At 69.9% G+C, this 16426-nt stretch carries 16 protein-coding genes and 1 pseudogene; 7 read left to right on the plus strand and 10 right to left on the minus strand.

The annotated features are described in order from the left end of the window. Positions 1-2 precede the first annotated feature (2 nt). Positions 3-2075, minus strand: a complete 2073-nt coding sequence (gene pta / locus AB0I23_RS01490) for a phosphate acetyltransferase (RefSeq protein ID WP_359105794.1) — start codon at positions 2073-2075, stop codon at positions 3-5. Between the two features lie 272 nt (positions 2076-2347). Here pta and AB0I23_RS01495 point away from each other — a divergent pair, with 272 nt between their 5' ends. Then, entirely contained in the window at positions 2348-3373 is a 1026-nt protein-coding gene (locus AB0I23_RS01495; protein WP_359105797.1) for an ATP-dependent 6-phosphofructokinase, read from the plus strand. Positions 3374-3408: 35 nt separating this feature from the next. Here AB0I23_RS01495 and AB0I23_RS01500 read toward each other — a convergent pair. The 6 genes and pseudogenes from AB0I23_RS01500 to AB0I23_RS01525 all read right to left on the minus strand — a co-directional run. Next, positions 3409-3634, minus strand: a pseudogene (locus AB0I23_RS01500) (XRE family transcriptional regulator); the annotation flags it as partial. 165 nt (positions 3635-3799) lie between these two features. Then, on the minus strand, positions 3800-4627 hold the full coding sequence (locus tag AB0I23_RS01505) for a carbohydrate ABC transporter permease (protein ID WP_359105800.1): 828 nt from the start codon (positions 4625-4627) through the stop codon (positions 3800-3802). Next, on the minus strand, positions 4627-5517 hold the full coding sequence (locus tag AB0I23_RS01510; RefSeq protein WP_359105803.1) for a carbohydrate ABC transporter permease: 891 nt from the start codon (positions 5515-5517) through the stop codon (positions 4627-4629). Before AB0I23_RS01510 ends, AB0I23_RS01505 begins: the two co-directional genes overlap by 1 nt. Further along, positions 5514-6875: an extracellular solute-binding protein gene (locus AB0I23_RS01515; RefSeq protein ID WP_359105805.1), complete on the minus strand. Its 1362-nt coding sequence runs from the start codon at positions 6873-6875 to the stop codon at positions 5514-5516. Before AB0I23_RS01515 ends, AB0I23_RS01510 begins: the two co-directional genes overlap by 4 nt. Before the next feature lie 143 nt (positions 6876-7018). Further along, positions 7019-7693: a response regulator gene (locus AB0I23_RS01520; protein WP_359105808.1), complete on the minus strand. Its 675-nt coding sequence runs from the start codon at positions 7691-7693 to the stop codon at positions 7019-7021. Then, positions 7690-9384, minus strand: a complete 1695-nt coding sequence (locus AB0I23_RS01525) for a sensor histidine kinase (RefSeq protein ID WP_359105811.1) — start codon at positions 9382-9384, stop codon at positions 7690-7692. Before AB0I23_RS01525 ends, AB0I23_RS01520 begins: the two co-directional genes overlap by 4 nt. Positions 9385-9514: 130 nt before the next feature. On the opposite strand from AB0I23_RS01525, the gene AB0I23_RS01530 reads away from it, so the two are divergent. The 3 genes from AB0I23_RS01530 (at position 9515) to trxA (ending at position 11755) form a co-directional block, all read left to right on the plus strand. Beyond that, positions 9515-10885 (plus strand): cation:dicarboxylate symporter family transporter, encoded by a 1371-nt coding sequence (locus AB0I23_RS01530; RefSeq protein WP_359105814.1) that lies wholly within the window; start codon positions 9515-9517, stop codon positions 10883-10885. Positions 10886-11005: 120 nt separating this feature from the next. Next, positions 11006-11410: a MerR family transcriptional regulator gene (locus AB0I23_RS01535; protein WP_351206573.1), complete on the plus strand. Its 405-nt coding sequence runs from the start codon at positions 11006-11008 to the stop codon at positions 11408-11410. Between the two features lie 3 nt (positions 11411-11413). Then, positions 11414-11755: a thioredoxin gene (trxA, locus tag AB0I23_RS01540; RefSeq protein ID WP_359105816.1), complete on the plus strand. Its 342-nt coding sequence runs from the start codon at positions 11414-11416 to the stop codon at positions 11753-11755. Positions 11756-11816: 61 nt separating this feature from the next. Here the strand turns inward: trxA and AB0I23_RS01545 are convergent, their stop codons facing one another. The 3 genes from AB0I23_RS01545 to AB0I23_RS01555 form a co-directional block, all read right to left on the minus strand. Then, positions 11817-12830: a MarR family transcriptional regulator gene (locus AB0I23_RS01545; RefSeq protein WP_359105818.1), complete on the minus strand. Its 1014-nt coding sequence runs from the start codon at positions 12828-12830 to the stop codon at positions 11817-11819. 439 nt (positions 12831-13269) lie between these two features. Then, positions 13270-13824: a GNAT family N-acetyltransferase gene (locus AB0I23_RS01550; RefSeq protein ID WP_359105820.1), complete on the minus strand. Its 555-nt coding sequence runs from the start codon at positions 13822-13824 to the stop codon at positions 13270-13272. A 13-nt stretch (positions 13825-13837) separates the two neighbouring features. Beyond that, the gene (locus tag AB0I23_RS01555) at positions 13838-15076 is read right to left on the minus strand and encodes a hypothetical protein (protein ID WP_359105823.1); all 1239 of its coding nucleotides are present in this window, start codon (positions 15074-15076) and stop codon (positions 13838-13840) included. Positions 15077-15247: 171 nt separating this feature from the next. Here AB0I23_RS01555 and AB0I23_RS01560 point away from each other — a divergent pair, with 171 nt between their 5' ends. The 3 genes from AB0I23_RS01560 to AB0I23_RS01570 are packed head-to-tail and all read left to right on the plus strand — an operon-like array spanning position 15248 to position 16421. After that, on the plus strand, positions 15248-15718 hold the full coding sequence (locus AB0I23_RS01560) for a hypothetical protein (RefSeq protein WP_359105825.1): 471 nt from the start codon (positions 15248-15250) through the stop codon (positions 15716-15718). Beyond that, positions 15715-16185: a restriction endonuclease gene (locus tag AB0I23_RS01565; protein WP_359105828.1), complete on the plus strand. Its 471-nt coding sequence runs from the start codon at positions 15715-15717 to the stop codon at positions 16183-16185. The genes AB0I23_RS01560 and AB0I23_RS01565 overlap by 4 nt, the downstream gene beginning before the upstream one ends. Beyond that, positions 16182-16421 (plus strand): DUF7848 domain-containing protein, encoded by a 240-nt coding sequence (locus AB0I23_RS01570; RefSeq protein ID WP_359105831.1) that lies wholly within the window; start codon positions 16182-16184, stop codon positions 16419-16421. The genes AB0I23_RS01565 and AB0I23_RS01570 overlap by 4 nt, the downstream gene beginning before the upstream one ends. The last annotated feature ends 5 nt before the right edge of the window (positions 16422-16426 follow it).

The raw sequence follows: 16426 nt of genomic DNA on the forward strand, positions 1-16426 counted from the left end.
GATCACTCCTCGCCCTGCGCCTGGATCGCCGTGATCGCCACGGTAGTGACGATGTCCTGGACGAGCGCGCCGCGGGAGAGGTCGTTGACGGGCTTGCGCAGCCCCTGGAGCACCGGGCCGACGGCGATCGCGCCGGCCGAGCGCTGCACGGCCTTGTACGTGTTGTTGCCGGTGTTCAGGTCCGGGAAGATCAGCACGGTCGCCTGCCCCGCCACCTCCGACCCGGGCAGCTTGGTCGCGGCGACGCTCGGCTCGACCGCCGCGTCGTACTGGATCGGACCCTCGATCCTGAGATCCGGCCGGCTCGCGCGCACCCGGTCCGTCGCCTGCCGCACCTTGTCGACATCGGCGCCCGTGCCCGAGGTGCCCGTCGAGTACGAGAGCATCGCGATCCGCGGCTCGACACCGAAGCGGGCGGCGGTGGCGGCGGACTGGACGGCGATGTCCGCGAGCTGCTCCGCGTCCGGGTCCGGGTTGACCGCGCAGTCCCCGTACACCAGGACCTTGTCCGAGAGGCACATGAAGAAGACCGACGAGACGATCGACGCGTCCGCCGTCGTCTTGATGATCTCGAAGGCCGGGCGGATCGTGGCCGCGGTGGAATGCACGGTCCCGGAGACCATGCCGTCGGCCAGGCCCTCCTCGACCATCAGCGTGCCGAAGTAGTTCGCGTCCGAGACGACGTCGTACGCCAGCTCCACCGTGACCCCGCGGTGCGCGCGCAGCTGTGCGTACCGCTCCGCGAACGCCTGGCGCAGCTCCGAGGTCTGCGGGTCGATCAGCTGCGTATCGGCGAGGTCGACGCCGAAGTCGGCGGCCTTCTTTCGGATGGTGTCGACGTCGCCGAGCAGGGTGAGCTCGCAGACGTCGCGGCGCAGCAGCACATCGGCGGCGCGCAGCACCCGCTCCTCGGTGCCCTCCGGCAGCACCACGCGGCGCCGGTCCGAGCGGGCCTGTTCCAGCAGCTCGTGCTCGAACATCATCGGCGTGACGCGGCCGCTGCGGGCCACCGAGATCCGCTCCAGCAGGGCGGCGGTGTCGACATGGCGCTCGAAGAGGCCGAGTGCGGTCTCCGCCTTGCGGGGCGTCGCCGCGTTCAACTTGCCCTCCAGCGCGAAGAGTTCGGCCGCGGTGGGGAAGGATCCGCCGGCCACCGACACGACCGGGGTGCCCGGTGCGAGGCGTGCGGCCAGCTTGAGTATCTCCTCGCCGGGGCGCTCGTTCAGGGTCAGCAGCACACCCGCGATGGGCGGGGTCCCGGCGCTGTGCGCCGCCAGCGAGCCGACGACCAGGTCCGCCCGGTCCCCGGGCGTGACCACGAGACAGCCCGGCGTCAGCGCGTTGAGCAGATTCGGCAGCATCGCCCCACCGAAGACGAAGTCCAGCGCGTCCCTGGCCAGCCCCGCGTCGTCGCCGAGCAGGACCGTTCCGCCGAGCGCCGCGGTGATCTGGGCGACCGTCGGCGCGGAGAGCGACGCGTCGTCCGGCAGCACCGAACAGGGGACGGGCAGCCGCGCCGCCAGCCGCTCGGCGATGACATCGCGGTCCTCGGCGGCCACCCGGTTCACCACCATCGCGAGGACGTCGCAGCCCAGCCCGGCGTAGGCCCGGTAGGCATTGCGGGTCTCGGCCCGCACGGACTCCGCGTCCTGCCCCTTCCCGCCGACCACCGCGATCACGGAGGCGCCGAACTCATTGGCCAGCCGGGCATTGAGCGCCAGCTCGTCGGGGAGCTGGGTGTCAGCGAAGTCCGTGCCGAGGACCAGCACCACCTCGTACGAGCGGGTCACCTGATGGAAGCGGTCGACGAGCCGCGAGACCAGTTCGTCGGTACCCTTCTCCGCCTGCAGCGCGGACGCCTCCGCGTAGTCCAGGCCGTAGACCGTCGACGGGTCCTGGGAGAGCCGGTAGCGGGCCCGCAGCAGCTCGAACAGCCGGTCGGGGCTGTCGTGGACCAGCGGCCGGAACACCCCGACCCGGTCCACCTGACGCGTCAGGAGCTCCATGACTCCCAGATCGACGACCTGGCGGCCGTCTCCCCGGTCGATCCCTGTCACGTACACGCTGCGCGTCACGCGTGCTCTCCCGTCGTTCTGTCCGGTTGAAGCGATATCGCCCTGTTGACGATACCTGCGGGAGCGGATACGCCGCCCGCCGGACGAAAGGCCCTGATCGGGTGCGGGAAGACCCCCGTCGCCGCCGGTGCTCCGCCCGGTGCGGTACCGGAGGAGGAGTCGGAAGCGCGAGGTCCAGACCTGACGTGGGACAATCGTTGTGGCTCACGGTACGGGGGATTCTGTAGTCGCCCCCGGAATGCACGGCACTAGCGAGCAGGAGATACAGCACGATGCGCATCGGAGTTCTCACCGCAGGTGGCGATTGCCCGGGCCTGAACGCAGTGATCCGGTCGGTCGTGCACCGCGCCGTGGTGGGTCATGGCGACGAAGTCATCGGTTTCGAGGACGGGTTCAAGGGACTCCTCGACGGTCACTTCCGCGCCCTCGACCTCAACGCGGTGAGCGGCATCCTCGCCCGCGGCGGCACCATCCTCGGTTCGGCCCGGCTGGAGCGCGACCGGCTCCGCGAAGCGGCCGAGAACTGCGAGGAGCTGAGCCGCCGTTACGGCATCGACGCGCTGATCCCGATCGGCGGCGAGGGCACCCTCACCGCGGCCCGGATGCTGTCGGACGCGGGAATGCCCGTCGTCGGCGTCCCGAAGACCATCGACAACGACATCTCGTCCACCGACCGCACCTTCGGCTTCGACACGGCGGTGGGCGTCGCCACCGAAGCCATAGACCGCCTGAAGACCACGGCCGAGTCGCACCAGCGGGTCATGGTCGTCGAGGTGATGGGCCGGCACGCGGGCTGGATCGCGCTGGAGTCCGGCATGGCGGGCGGTGCGCACGGCATCTGTCTGCCCGAGCGGCCGTTCGAGGTCGCGGACCTGGTCAAGATGGTCGAGGAGCGCTTCGCACGGGGCAAGAAGTTCGCGGTCGTCTGCGTCGCCGAGGGCGCGCACCCGGCCGAGGGCTCGATGCCGTATGCCAAGGGCGAGATCGACCAGTACGGCCACGAGCGCTTCCAGGGCATCGGCAATCGCCTCGCGGTCGAGCTGGAGACCCGGCTCGGCAAGGAGGCCAGGCCGGTCATTCTCGGCCACGTCCAGCGTGGCGGCACGCCGACCGCGTACGACCGGGTGCTCGCCACCCGCTTCGGCTGGCACGCGGTCGAGGCCGCGCACCGGGGTGACTTCGGCCGGATGACGGCGCTGCGCGGCAACGACATCACGATGGTCCCGCTCGCGGACGCGATCACGCAGCTGAAGACGGTGCCGAAGGACCGGATGTACGAGGCGGAGTCGGTGTTCTGACCGGTCCCGGGCACCGGACGGGCCCGTGACGCCCGGCCCCACCGGCCCGCGAGCTCGTCCGCGGCCAGGCCCCGGGCCACCCGCTGCTCCCGCAGGGAGCGGGCGGCGGTCAGCAGGCCGCCCGGCGCGCGCCACGGGACTCCGGCCGGCGCCGTGAGTTCGTACTCGCTGGGCAGCGCGCTCCCGGGCGGCGACGGTGTCCGCGCTGATCCGGAGTCCGTACTGCGCGCCGAGACCGTACGCGACATGGCCGGGCGCCATCCCCAGGGCCTCGCGCAGTCGGTGCGCGGCGGGGGCGTCGAAGGGCGGTGTGGGGTGCACGGCCCACCCGTAGGAGTCAGCACACGGCCCGACTACGGTGTGTTCGGCCGATATCACGGATCGTAGGAACGTCCCAGGTCGCCGGCGTCCCCCGCCGGTGCCCGCTCATCCCTTGACCGCGCCGCCCAGGGCGAACCCCCCGCCCAGTCGGCGCGAGATCAGGACGTACAGCAGCAGCACCGGCGTCGAGTACAGGATCGAGAACGCCGCCAGCTGCCCGTAGACCACCGAGCCGTAATTGCCGAAGAACGTGAAGATCGAGACCGATGCCGGAAGCTGCTCGGGGGAGAGCAGCAGCATGAAGGGGACGAAGAAGTTCCCCCACAGCATGATGAACGTGTAGATCGTCACCACGCCGACCCCCGGTCCCATCAGCGGCAGCACCACCCGGACCAGGGTCTGCATCATCGACGCCCCGTCCGTCCAGGCCGCCTCCTCCAGGACCTTCGGCACACCGTCCATGAAATTCTTCATCAGCCAGATGGCGAAAGGCAATTGGGCGGTGGCGAGGAAAAGCGCCGTCCCGTACATCGTGTCGATCAGATCGACCTGGACGAAGAGTCCGTACACCGGCACCATGATCGCCGTGATCGGGAGACACGTCGTGAACAGGATCGTCAGCAGGTACGGGCGGTTGAACCGCGAACGGTAGCGGGACAGCGGATACGCGGCCAGCGCCGCGCACACCACGGTCAGCAGCGTCGCACCACCGCACAGCAGCAGACTGTTGAGCATCGGTGTGAAGGTGATCTCGTCGGTGAGTACCGCGTCGAAGTTCTCCAGGGTCGGTGAGGACGGTGGCCGGACCCGGAGATCGGCGCCGCTGTCCACGGAGGCGAACAGCAGCCACAGCAGCGGCAGCGCGAACGCCGCCGCGACCAGCAGCAGCGCTCCGTCGGACGCCAGGCGCGCCCGGGTGCGACGGGACGTCATCACACCTCCACCTTCATCAGCCGCAGATAGACGACCGAGAACAGCGAACCGACCAGAAGCAGCAGCAGCGCCACCGCCGTCCCGTAACCGATCAGGCTGTTCACGAAGGCCTGGTCGTACATGAACACCGGCAGCGTCTGGCTGCGGTTGCCAGGACCGCCGCGGGTCATCGCCCAGATCAGCCCGAACACGGAGAGCGTGGACAGGGTGTTGAGCATCAGATTGGTGCCGATGGAGCGGCGGATCATCGGCAGCGTGATGTTCCACAGCCGGCGTGGCCCGCTCGCCCCGTCGACCTGGGCGGCCTCCGTGATGTCCTGCGGGATCTCGGCCAGCGCCGCCGAGTAGATCAGCATCGAGAACGCCGTCCCGCGCCACACATTGGCGAAGGACACCGCCAGGATCGGCAGCGTGAACAGCCAGTTCTGGCCCGGAAGACCGAGCCCGTCCAGGATCGCGTTCAGCGTGCCCTCGCGGCGGAAGAACGCGTAGAGCAGGAAGGCCGCGACGATCTCCGGCAGCACCCAGGCCGTGATGACGAGCGCGCCCGTGACCGTCCGCACCGGACGGGACGCCGCCCGCATCAGGCCGGCGAGCGCCAGCCCCAGCGTGTTCTGCCCGACGATCGACGACAGGAAGGTGAAGACGAGCGTCAGCTGGACGGCGTTACGGAAGTTGTCGTCGGCGAAGGCGCGGCGGAAGTTGGCGAGGCCGACGAAGTCGGAGGAGGACGAACCCGTCAGCTGGGTGTTGGTGAAGGCGATCCAGACGCAGTAGCCGATGGGGCCCGCGAGGAAGAGCAGCAGCAAGGCGGTGGCGGGGGCGATCGGCAGCCACCGCCCCGCACGCCGCCACCGCCACGGCCCGGTTCCCGTCGCGCGGTCGCTCACTTCGTGGTGACCGCGCCGTCGACGATCGTCCCCAGCTGCTCGTCGTACTCCTTCGCCGCCGACTCCGGTGATCCGTCGCCCGTCGTCACCTTCTCCATCGCCTCACCGATGGCCGTCGACACCTGCGGATAGACGGGCAGCGCCGGACGGTAGTGGGTGTACTGGACCAGGCCCGTGAAGAAGTCGATGCCGGGCATCGACTTCAGATATTCCGGATTCCTCGCCACGTCCTTGCGTACCGCGATCTGGGCATCCACCACATCCCACTTCGCCGCGTTCTGCGGAGTCTGCATCGTCTTGATGAACTCCCACGCCAGATCGGCGTTCTTGGCCTTCTGCGGGATCGCCCACGTCCAGCCGCCCGACATGGACACCTTCCCGGGCGCCTGACCGTTCTGGGTGGGCATCGCGGTCTGGGCGAGTTCCGTCTTCCACCCGGGCCATGCCTTCGGTCCGCCGTTGACCCAGTTCTGCCCCATCCAGGAGCCGTCCAGCGAGATCGCCAGCTTGCCCTCGGGGAACCATTCGGTGGCCACCTGCGTGCCGATATTGGGGTCGAGCGCGTCCGACGGATCCGGGCCGAGCTTCTCCCCGTACACCGTCCGTACGAAACCGAGCGCGTCCCGGAACCCCTGCCCACCCGCCACCCACTTCTTCGCGGTGGGGTCGTAGAGCGGGTCCGCGCCCGTGCCGTAGAGCAGCATCTCGAAGCCCTGCATCACGGCAGCCTCGCCGGGGCCCTTGCCCGTGTACACGTTCAGCGGGATGACGCCGGGGACCTTCTTCTTGATCGCGCGGGCCGCCGTCAGGATGTCCGCCCAGCTCTTCGGCTGCCAGTCGGCCGGCAGTCCTGCCCTGGCGAAGATCTTCTTGTTGAACCAGAGCCCGCGGGTGTCGGTGCCGTCCGGGACGCCGTACGTCTTGCCGTCCTCGGCCTTCGCCGCGGCCTTCGCCGTGTCCACGAACTGGTTCCAGGTGTCCCACTCCGCGAGGTACGTGTCGAGCGGACGCAGATAGCCCGCCTTGATGTCGGAGTTGATCCGGAACGTGTCCTCGTAGACCAGGTCCGGAGCCGTCTTCGGCGAGCGCATCATCTGCTGCGCCTTGGTCGCGTAGTCGTTGTCCGGCGCCTGGATCGGAATCAGCTTGATCTTCTTGCCGGGGTGTTCCTTCTCGAACTGCTTCTTCATCGATTCGAGGAAGGCGTCCTTGAACCGGATCTTGTTGTCCGTGGAGCGGTTGTACGCGACCTTCACGGTGTCCGGGTCACTTCCGGAACCGGAGGAGCACGCGGTCAGCGAGCCGGCAGCCAGAACGGTGACTGCGGCGGCGAGGATCAGTGGGGCGGTGGGGCGCACGGGCACGACCTCCTCATAGCCACGAAGGCTGAGACCGTGACCGTAGGACCGGTCCGTCGGCAAGGTCAATGCCCGTGCAGGAAGCGCCTGTTGTGCCTCCACGGGCTTTTCGGATCAGGTCCCAGGGGCGTGGTCGCGGGCCTTCAGCGAGTTTCGGCCACCCACCGGTAGTGCAGCTCCGGTCGTCCGATCTGCCCGTACTGGGGGCTGCGGACGGCGCGTCCCGTCGACACCAGATGCTCCAGATAGCGGCGGGCGGTGATCCGCGAGATGCCCAGCTCCACCGCGGCGGCCGCCGCCGTCACCCCGTCCGGGGAGGCCCGCAGCGCACGCGTCACCGCCTCCAGCGTAGGGCCGCTCAGCCCCTTGGGGAGCCGGACCGGCTGCGGCGCCCGCAGCGCGCCGAGCGCCCGGTCCACCTCGTCCTGCCCGCTCGCCTCACCGGCCGCCGCACGGAACTCGGCGTAGCGGACGAGGCGGTCGCGCAGGGTGGCGAAGGTGAACGGCTTCAGCACGTACTGGACGACACCGAGCGACACCCCCTCCCGGACCACCGCCAGATCACGCGCCGACGTCACGGCGATGACATCCGCCGCGTGCCCGGCCGCGCGCAGCGAACGCAGCAGTTGCAGGCCGTGCCCGTCGGGCAGATACAGATCCAGGAGCAGCAGGTCGATGGGCGTACGGTCCAGCGCCCGTACCGCCTCCGCACGCGAATGAGCGACCGCGGCCACGGTGAACCCGGGGACCCGGCCCACGTACAGCTGATGGGCGTCGGCGGCCACGGGATCGTCCTCGACGACCAGCACCTGGATCATGGGATGGGCTCCTTGGGGGCGTGCGTGGACTCGTGCGGCGTCGGTGCGGGCGGCAGCGGCAGTCGTACGGTGAACTCCGCGCCGCCGTCCGGGCCCCCGCTCAGGGTGACCGTCCCACCGCCCCGGTGCACGGCCTGCTGTACGAGCGCCAGACCGAGCCCGCGACCGGCGCCGTGCGTCGACCAGCCGCGGTCGAACACCTGCGCCACGTCACCGGGATCGACCCCGGCACCGGTGTCGGCGACCCGCAGCAGCAGCTCGCGGTCATCGGCGAGCGCGGTCACGGTGACCCGGGCGCGGACCGGGCGGCCCGCCACACGACCCCGCTGACCGGGAACGCCCCCGGCTGGGGACGGGCCCGTCGCCGCCTCGGACGCCGCATCCACCGCGTTGTCGATCAGATTGCCGAGGATCGTCACCAGATCACGCTGCGACAGCGTTTCGGGAAGCACCCCGTCGTCGATCATGCTGTCGTCCGCGAGCACCAGCTCCACTCCCCGCTCGTTCGCCTGCGCCGCCTTGCCCAGCAGCAGGGCCGCCAGCACCGGTTCGGCGACGGCGCCGACGACCCGGTCGGTGAGGACCTGGGCCAGCTCCAGCTCCGCCGTGGCGAAGCCGACCGCCTCCTCGGCCCGGCCGAGCTCGATCAGCGAGACGACGGTGTGCAACCGGTTCGCCGCCTCGTGCGCCTGCGAGCGCAGCGCCTGGGTGAACCCCCGCTCCGAGTCCAACTCGCCGGACAGCGCCTGAAGTTCCGTGTGGTCGCGGAGGGTCACGACCGTGCCGCGCTGCTCCCCGCCCACCACCGGGCGGGTGTTGACCACGATCACCCGGTCCGCCGTCAGATGCAGCTCGTCGACCCGCTCCTCGGAGGCGAGCAGTGCCCCGGTCAGCGGCGGCGGGAGCTCCAGATCGGCGACCCGGCGCCCGACCGCGCCCGGCGGCAGCCCGAGCAGCTCCCGGCCCGCGTCGTTGATCAGCGCGATCCTGCGCCGCCCGTCGAGCATCAGCAGCCCCTCGCGCACCGCGTGCAGCGTGGCCTGGTGGTAGTCGTGCATCCGGCTCAGCTCGGCGGCGTTCATGCCGTGCGTGTGGCGCCGCAGCCGGGCGTTGATCACATACGTACCGACGCCGCCGAGGGCGAGCGCCCCGCCCGCCGCCAGCCCCAGCGCACCGAGCTGCGCCCGCACCTGCGAGGAGACCCGCTCGACCGTGATGCCCGCGCTGACAAGGCCGGTGATCCTGCCGCCGTCCCGGACCGGGGTCACGACCCGGATCGACGGGCCGAGTGTGCCGGTGTACGTCTCCGTGAACGTCTCGCCGCGCAGCGCCTGCGCGGTGTGCCCGAGGAACTTCTCGCCGATCCGGTCGGTGTCGGGGTGCGTCCAGCGGACCAGGTCCGGGCTCATGATGGTGACGAAGGCGATGCCGGTGTCCCTGCGGACCTTCTCCGCGTACGGCTGCAGCGCGGTGGAGGGGTCCGGGGTGCGGATCGCCTCCCGTACCGACGGAGAATCGGCCACCGCCAGCGCCGCCGCCCGGACCTGCCGGACCGCGGTCTGCTCCGCCTGCGCTCTCCCGGAGACGTACGCGAAGAAGGCGCATCCGGCCACCACGGCCGCCACCAGCACCACCTGCATGGCGAAGAGCTGACCGGCCAGGCTGCGCGGACGGGTGCGGGGGATACGCATGGCCCCAGTGTGCCTGGCCGAAAACATATGAACGAAATGTACGTAAGGGTGACCGCCGTCACAGGGGACGGGATATTCGCCGAGACCCCCAGGGACGGGGGACGGATCGGGACGAGCCGAGGAGAACCCTGTGGGAGTGCCAGCCGCTAAGCGGGACCGTACGCATTATCTGTATCTCGCCGTGATCGGCGCTGTGGCACTCGGCATCCTGGTGGGCTTCGTGGCCCCCGGGGTCGCCGTGGAGCTCAAGCCGATCGGTACCGGCTTCGTGAGCCTCATCAAGATGATGATCGCGCCGATCATCTTCTGCACGATCGTGCTGGGCGTCGGCTCGGTCCGCAAGGCCGCCAAGATCGGCAAGGTGGGGGGCCTCGCGCTCGGCTACTTCCTGGCCATGTCGGTGGTCGCGCTGGCGATCGGCCTGGTCGTCGGCAATGTGCTGCACCCCGGCGAAGGCATGCACCTCACGCAGTCGGTGAAGGATGTCGGTCACACGGCGGCGAGCGACGCCGCCGAAGGGCCGGTCGACTTCCTGCTCGGCATCATCCCGACCACCTTCGTGTCGGCCTTCACCGGTGGCTCGGTGCTCCAGACCCTGCTGGTCGCGCTGCTCGTCGGCTTCGCGCTGCAGGCCATGGGCACGGCCGGTGAGCCGGTGCTGCGCGGGGTCGAGCACATCCAGAAGCTGGTCTTCCGCGTCCTGGCCATGATCATGTGGGCGGCCCCGGTGGGCGCGTTCGGCGCGATGGCCGCCGTCATCGGTGAGACCGGCGTGGACGCGCTCAAGGCGCTCGCCACGATCATGCTGGGCTTCTACGTCACCTGCATCCTGTTCGTGGTCCTGGTGCTCGGCACCCTGCTCCGCCTGGTGACCGGGGTGAACCTCTTCCACCTCTTCAAGTACCTGGGCCGCGAGTTCCTGCTGATCCTCTCCACGTCCTCCTCCGAGTCGGCGCTGCCGCGCCTCATCGCGAAGATGGAACACCTGGGTGTCAGCCGCCCGGTCGTCGGCATCACCGTGCCCACCGGGTACTCGTTCAACCTCGACGGCACGATGATCTACCTGACCATGGCGTCGCTGTTCATCGCCGACGCGATGGGCCAGCCGCTGGCGCTGGGCCAGCAGGTCTCGCTCCTCCTCTTCATGATGATCGCCTCCAAGGGCGCGGCCGGTGTCTCCGGTTCCGGCATCGCCGTGCTGGCGAGCGGGCTCCAGTCGCACAAGCCCGCCCTGGTCGACGGCGTCGGCCTGATCATCGGCATCGACCGCTTCATGAGCGAGGCCCGCGCCCTCACCAACTTCGCGGGCAACGCCGTCGCCACGCTGCTCATCGGCACCTGGACCAAGGAGATCGACCGGGAAAGGGTCGAGCAGGTGCTGGCCGGCGCCATCCCGTTCGACGAGAAGACGCTCACCCATAACGCGGAGCACGGCGACGGCGCGGACAACGTTCCGGAGCCGCGGGACGGTGGCCAGGAGCCCGCCGTGGCGAAGGTCTAGGCGCCGAACACCCAGCACACCGACAGGGCCGTCGCGGGAGCTCCCGCGACGGCCCTTCACGCTTGCCCTGACGTCCGCGTACTTGCCTTGACGTCCGCGTAAAGGTCTACCGTCGCAGACATGCGAATCGGGGAGCTGGCCGAGCGGGCCGGGACGACCACGCGGACTCTGCGGTACTACGAGTCACGCGGACTGCTGCCTGCGCGGCGGGCCGGAAACGGGTACCGGGCGTACGACGAGGACGATCTGCGTCTGGTCCAGCAGATCAGGACCCTCCAGGACTTCGGCTTCGAACTGGAGGAGACCCGGCCGTTCGTCGAGTGCCTGCGCGCCGGCCACCCGGCCGGTGACGCCTGCCCCGCCTCGCTCGCCGTCTACCGGCGCAAGCTCGGCGAGCTCGACTCGCTGATCGAGCAGCTCCAGGCGGTACGCGTCCAGGTGGGCGCGCAGCTCGCGAGGGCGGAGCTGGAGGCCGCGGCAGAGCTTCCTGGCGGCCCGGAACCACGTTGTGAACTGGGAGGATGACAGATGATTCATGCAGAGGGTGTGGCCGAGGTCACCGACACCACCTTCGACGGGGAGGTGCTGGGGGCCGAGCTCCCCGTCCTGGTCGAGTTCACCGCCGACTGGTGCGGACCGTGCCGCCAGCTCGCCCCCGTGCTCAGCGCCATCGCGGCCGAGGAGGCCGACCGCATCAAGGTCGTCCAGCTCGATGTCGACCACAACCCGGGGATCGCGAGCCGGTACGGGGTGCTGTCGATGCCGACGCTGATGGTGTTCCGGTCCGGCGAACCGGTGAAGTCGATGGTGGGCGCCCGGCCCAAGCGCCGGCTGCTCCAGGAGCTGGAGGACGTGTTCGAGACGGTGTGACGCGGGGCGTACGTATCTCTCCAGGCGGCCGTCCGCGCGGTGCCTGTGCAGCCCGACGCGTTCAGGGGGTTTTCATCAGGTCGCGGAGGGTGCCGACCAGTGCGTGGATGTCACGTGCGACGGGCGGGTCGGCGGGGGCTGTCGGGGCTTGGCCCAGGGCGGGTGTGCGGCAGGGGCGGCAGAGGCCGTCGGGGAGTGCCTCGGATGGGCCGGGTGTGCCGCATTCGGTGCATTCCACCATCAGGCGGCGGACGGGAGTGCCTGGTGTGGCCGGTGTCGGGGTGGTGGGCAGGTGGGGTGGGATCTTGTCGGTGAGGCGGCGACGTACGAAGCCGATGGGGGAGCCGACCTGGTCGGGGAGGCCGGAGGTGAGGGCATGGGTGAGGTAGTCGGCGTCCACGCCCCGGGCGAACCACTGCGCGGCCAGTGACTCCAGGACGCTGCAGTCGGTGGCGGAGAGGGCCAGGCGCGGTTCGATTCGGCCCAGTCGGGCCAGGGCGAGGTACGCGGGCGAGGAGTGCCCCGGGGCCGGTTCGGGGGCCCGCTGCTGCGGTACGACGGGTACGGGAGCGGGCGAGGCGGGCTGCGTTGCGGGCTCGGCCGGTGTCACGGGGGCCGGGGCCTGCGATTCATCCCCGGCTCGGGGAGCGTTTGCTTCTTGGGTGGCCCGGTTGTTCTCGGCGTCCAGGAAGGCGCCCCACCATTCGTTGTCGCGAGCGGTGCGGGACCAGAAGGTGCGGGTGACCCAGCGGACCTGGCCGCGCTCCTCGACCCGGCACTGGGCGTACCGCAGGTGACCGGCTACTCCCAGTGCCCTGAGGGCGCTGCCGACGGCCATCTGTCCGTACAGGGGGATGCTCCTGGCCAGCGACTTGATGTCCATGGCCGCACCGTCCGGCAGGTGGTCGACGTACCCGGCGATGTAGCGCTCCCGCTCGGGCAGCAGCATGAAGTCATCGGCGCGCACGGGGCGTTGGTCCGGTGCGGATCGCTTGCCGTAGCCGGGGCTGGCCTTCGGGTACGGGCGTGAGGATGCGGGCGTGCGCAGGGCAGGGCTAAAGTTCTCGGTAGCCACAGGATCGCCTTTTCCGATCTTGAGGTGAGACCCCGGCCCGGTGCGCTAACACCGTGTCGGGGTCGTTTCGTTGGGGGCACCGTAAGCAGCCGCGATGGCGCGCCGCAAGCTGGTCACGATTAGTCATACTTGCTGGCCGTGACGGGTCAGGGAGGACGGAGAGGTTTCCCCAACCCCCTTCTTTCACCTACTGGTTAACCAAGAGCGCTCGAACCCCGGAGCCCGGATCCCGCCGCCCGGATCCCGAAGCTCAAGCGTCGGGCCCAGCCCCTCCCCTCGTACCACGAAAGAGCGAACCAGCCGGTCCCGGAGCTCGAACCCCGACCCTCGAAACCCGGATCTCGAAGCCCGGATCTCGAAGCCCGGAACTCGGGAAGTCACGACACGGCCCCACCAGTCCCGACACCGCAATTGGCCTCGCCGTGGTTCTGGCCGACGGTCAGCGTGAAGAGAGATCCAGCAGCATGGCGTGAAAGAGCGGCGCGTTCGGGATGAGTGGGCGTAGATCGCCCAGTGTCTTCCAGCCCCATGACCCGTAGAGCGCCCGGACTCTGGGGTGGTCCTGGACTACCAGGAGTGTGGCGCGCTGCTCGGGCTGTGGGGCGAGCAGCGCGTCGTGGAGCTGGCGGGCGGTGCCGGTCTTCCGCCACGGCGTGCGGACCATCAGCTCGCTGAGGGCGTAAGTGCGTGTGCCGGTCTCGCTGATGGTGTCGGGGGGTACGTCGGTGAGCAGTCCGCCCCACCAGCGGCTGCCGGGGAGAAGCGGGGCCCCGTACGCGTAGCCGACGGGCTGTCCGTCGTCGTAACCGATGACGCAGCTCCAGCCTGGCCGGGCGGACCAGTTGTCGAGTCCTTCGGCGAACCGGTCGACGGCACAGAACGGGTCGCTCTGCGCAGCCTCGGCGTAGACCTCGGCATACACCCCCAGCAGGAGCGGGCGCAGGCGGGCGGCATGGCGGGTGGTGTAGCGGCGGAGTTCTATGCCGACGGTCACTGCGGCGGTTCTCCTATGCGGTGGAGAGGGCGTGGTGGACAGCGGCGAGCCGACCGGTGATGCTCTGGCTGCTGACTTGCGAGGTGTCGACTGCCGCCGCGGTTGTTCTGGCGCCGGTGGTGTTGCCCTGGGCGATCTGGAGCTCGGCGAGTTGGACGCTGTAGTACGCGCGGCTGCGACGCAGGCCGGGTTCGAGGAGCGTGAGGGCCTGAGAGGTGGCGGTCTCGGCGTTGGCGAGGTGTCCCATGGCTTGGTGGGTGATGGCGGCGAGTCCGCTGACCTCGGCGGTGGTGAGGAAGTTCAGCCATCGGGGTGCGGGTTCGGTCGGGTCGATGCGGTCGTGTGCGGTCTGGGCGGCGAGGAGGGCGCGGGCGGCGGCCGGGCGGTTGCCGGTGCGGGCGTGGCCGATGGCCAGCCGGGATTGCAGCAGGGCCGCGTAGCGTGGGTCCTGGCGGGCTTCGCGGCTGGTCAGGGCGGTCTGGCTGATGCGCAGGGCTTCGCGGTGGTGGCCGCCGCGGCGGGCGTGAACTGCAAGATCGGACCACGCACGGGCCTGGGCCCGGTGGCTGGCTCCGAGGATGGCTCTCTGCAGCGCGGTGGTGCGCCACCGGTGCGCTGCGTCCAGGTCCCCGGCGTCGTCGGCGGCCCATCCGGCGGAGCTGGACAGGGCGGCGATCGCGGTGTGGAGTGCCTGTTCGACGCGGGGCCCATAGGTGCAGTGGTCGGCTGCGGCGGTCAGGCGGTCCAGGTAGGCGGTCGCGACGGCCAGGAGAGGTGCGCCGCCGATTGCGCTGAAGTGGGCGTCGAGGCGGTCGATCCGCTCGTGGGCACGAGCAATGTCGCTCATCGACAGACGGCCGCTCAGGGGAGTTTCGTCGATGTTGAGGGCGAGGGCGACCGTCGCGGCGGCGGACGCGGTGATGAAGCGGCGGCGGCGCACAGGCGCCTCCTTCGTCGGTGCGGGAAACTGCGGCGGGGCGGGCAGATTCGCGCTGTGCCTTCCCCTCGGGATGAACCCGAGCGCCGGCGCCGGACGGTCGAAGAGCTGTTCCAAGGCCTGAAGGTAGCGGGTCCAGGGCCAGTGGACTTCGCCGCTGATCCAGCGCCTGACATGGCGGTCGGTGCAATTGTGAGGGTGGTTCTCTCCGAAGATCTGCGCGGTGATCCGGTTGATCTCGTCGGCCAAGCCCTGGTGCGTGAGGCCGTACTCGGCCATCAGTGCTTCGAGCCGGGCGTTTCGCTGTCTGCCCATCAGGTCCCCCGCATGTGCCGGTCGTGGCGTAGACGGTAGTCCTGCCGCTTTTCTCCTGTTGGTAAAACTGTCCGGTCCCTGCCCCGGTGATGCCCGGAATCTGGCCTGAGCCCACCCGAACGTGTCGCGGTTGTCTAGGAGTACACCGACAAACGTCTCGGGGAGGCTCCTATGCCGAACTCATCCAGCCGCAACAACACCGCCCGGCTCTTACCGTCGAAGGTACGCAGGAGGGTTACGGCCCGCCAAGCCCCGACAGCGGGTGAAGCCACCGTCGCCCAGGTCATCACGGTTGCGCTGTACGCCGTGGTCCCGGTGCCGGGCGTGGAGAACCTGGTGCTGGCGCCCCTGGCCGCGCACGCGGACGCGCGGGGCTGGGCCGTCCCAGCCGACTGTGCGGTGAGTGACACCGGGCCACTCGATCAGGAGACCGACCTGCGGGCAGGCTGGACACGGATCCGCGAAGCGGCAGACGACGGCCGGATCACCGGGATCATCGCCCCCTCATTCGCGCACATCGCCTACCGCTGGAACGACTGGAACGCGCAACGGTCCTGGCTGTTGCAGCGAGGACTGTTCGTCATCGCCACCGACCCCACCGACCTGGCCATGGGCCTGGAACCGGAGGAGTCGCAGTCGTGAGCCACACCGTGCTGTACGACCCCGAAGCAGTCCTGACTGAGGAGTTGCCGCTCGACCGCGCACCGATCACGGCGCTGGCCGACGCGATGCTGGCCCGGAAAGACGCGAGCGGCCTGCGGGCGGGCGACTGCGCGCAGATCGCCCTGGTGCTCACCGGGCACGCTCGAATCGTTGCCGCCGAAGTCAGCCGGCAATTCGAGGCCCTGCCCACAGACAGTGAGCTGCGGCCGGTGACCGAGCAGGTCCTCCAGGAGGCGGAGCGCCGCCTGTCGGTGGTTTGCCAGACCACCCTCGCACACGCGCAACAGCGAGCCCGGCTGGTGAGAGTGCTGTACCGAGCATTGGACCAGCTCGATGGAACGCGGCCGGTCCCGGGCCCCTGGCCGCCTGTGGCCCTGCCCGTGACTCAGACACAGGAAGGCGCTCAACTCGCTGCCCTCAACGCCGAATCCAGGCGTGGAGTATGAGCAGGCCCCGTGCCATCGTGAGGCACGTCCAGTGGACCCTCGCGCCGAACCAGGAACCGGATGCCGAACCGCAGACGTACGCCATGCTGTGCGTCGTCTGCGGAGAAACCTCGGCCACAGCGGAGGACTGGGACGCCCCGCAGGAATGGGCTCTCTCGCACTCTGGGCGTAACCCCTCCCACCACACGTACCGAGAGCTGATCACCCGGCCCTGGCGAACGTGGATGAACTTCTGACGAGG

The organism is Streptomyces atratus (genome assembly GCF_040655115.1).
GTDB lineage: Bacteria > Actinomycetota > Actinomycetes > Streptomycetales > Streptomycetaceae > Streptomyces > Streptomyces atratus_D.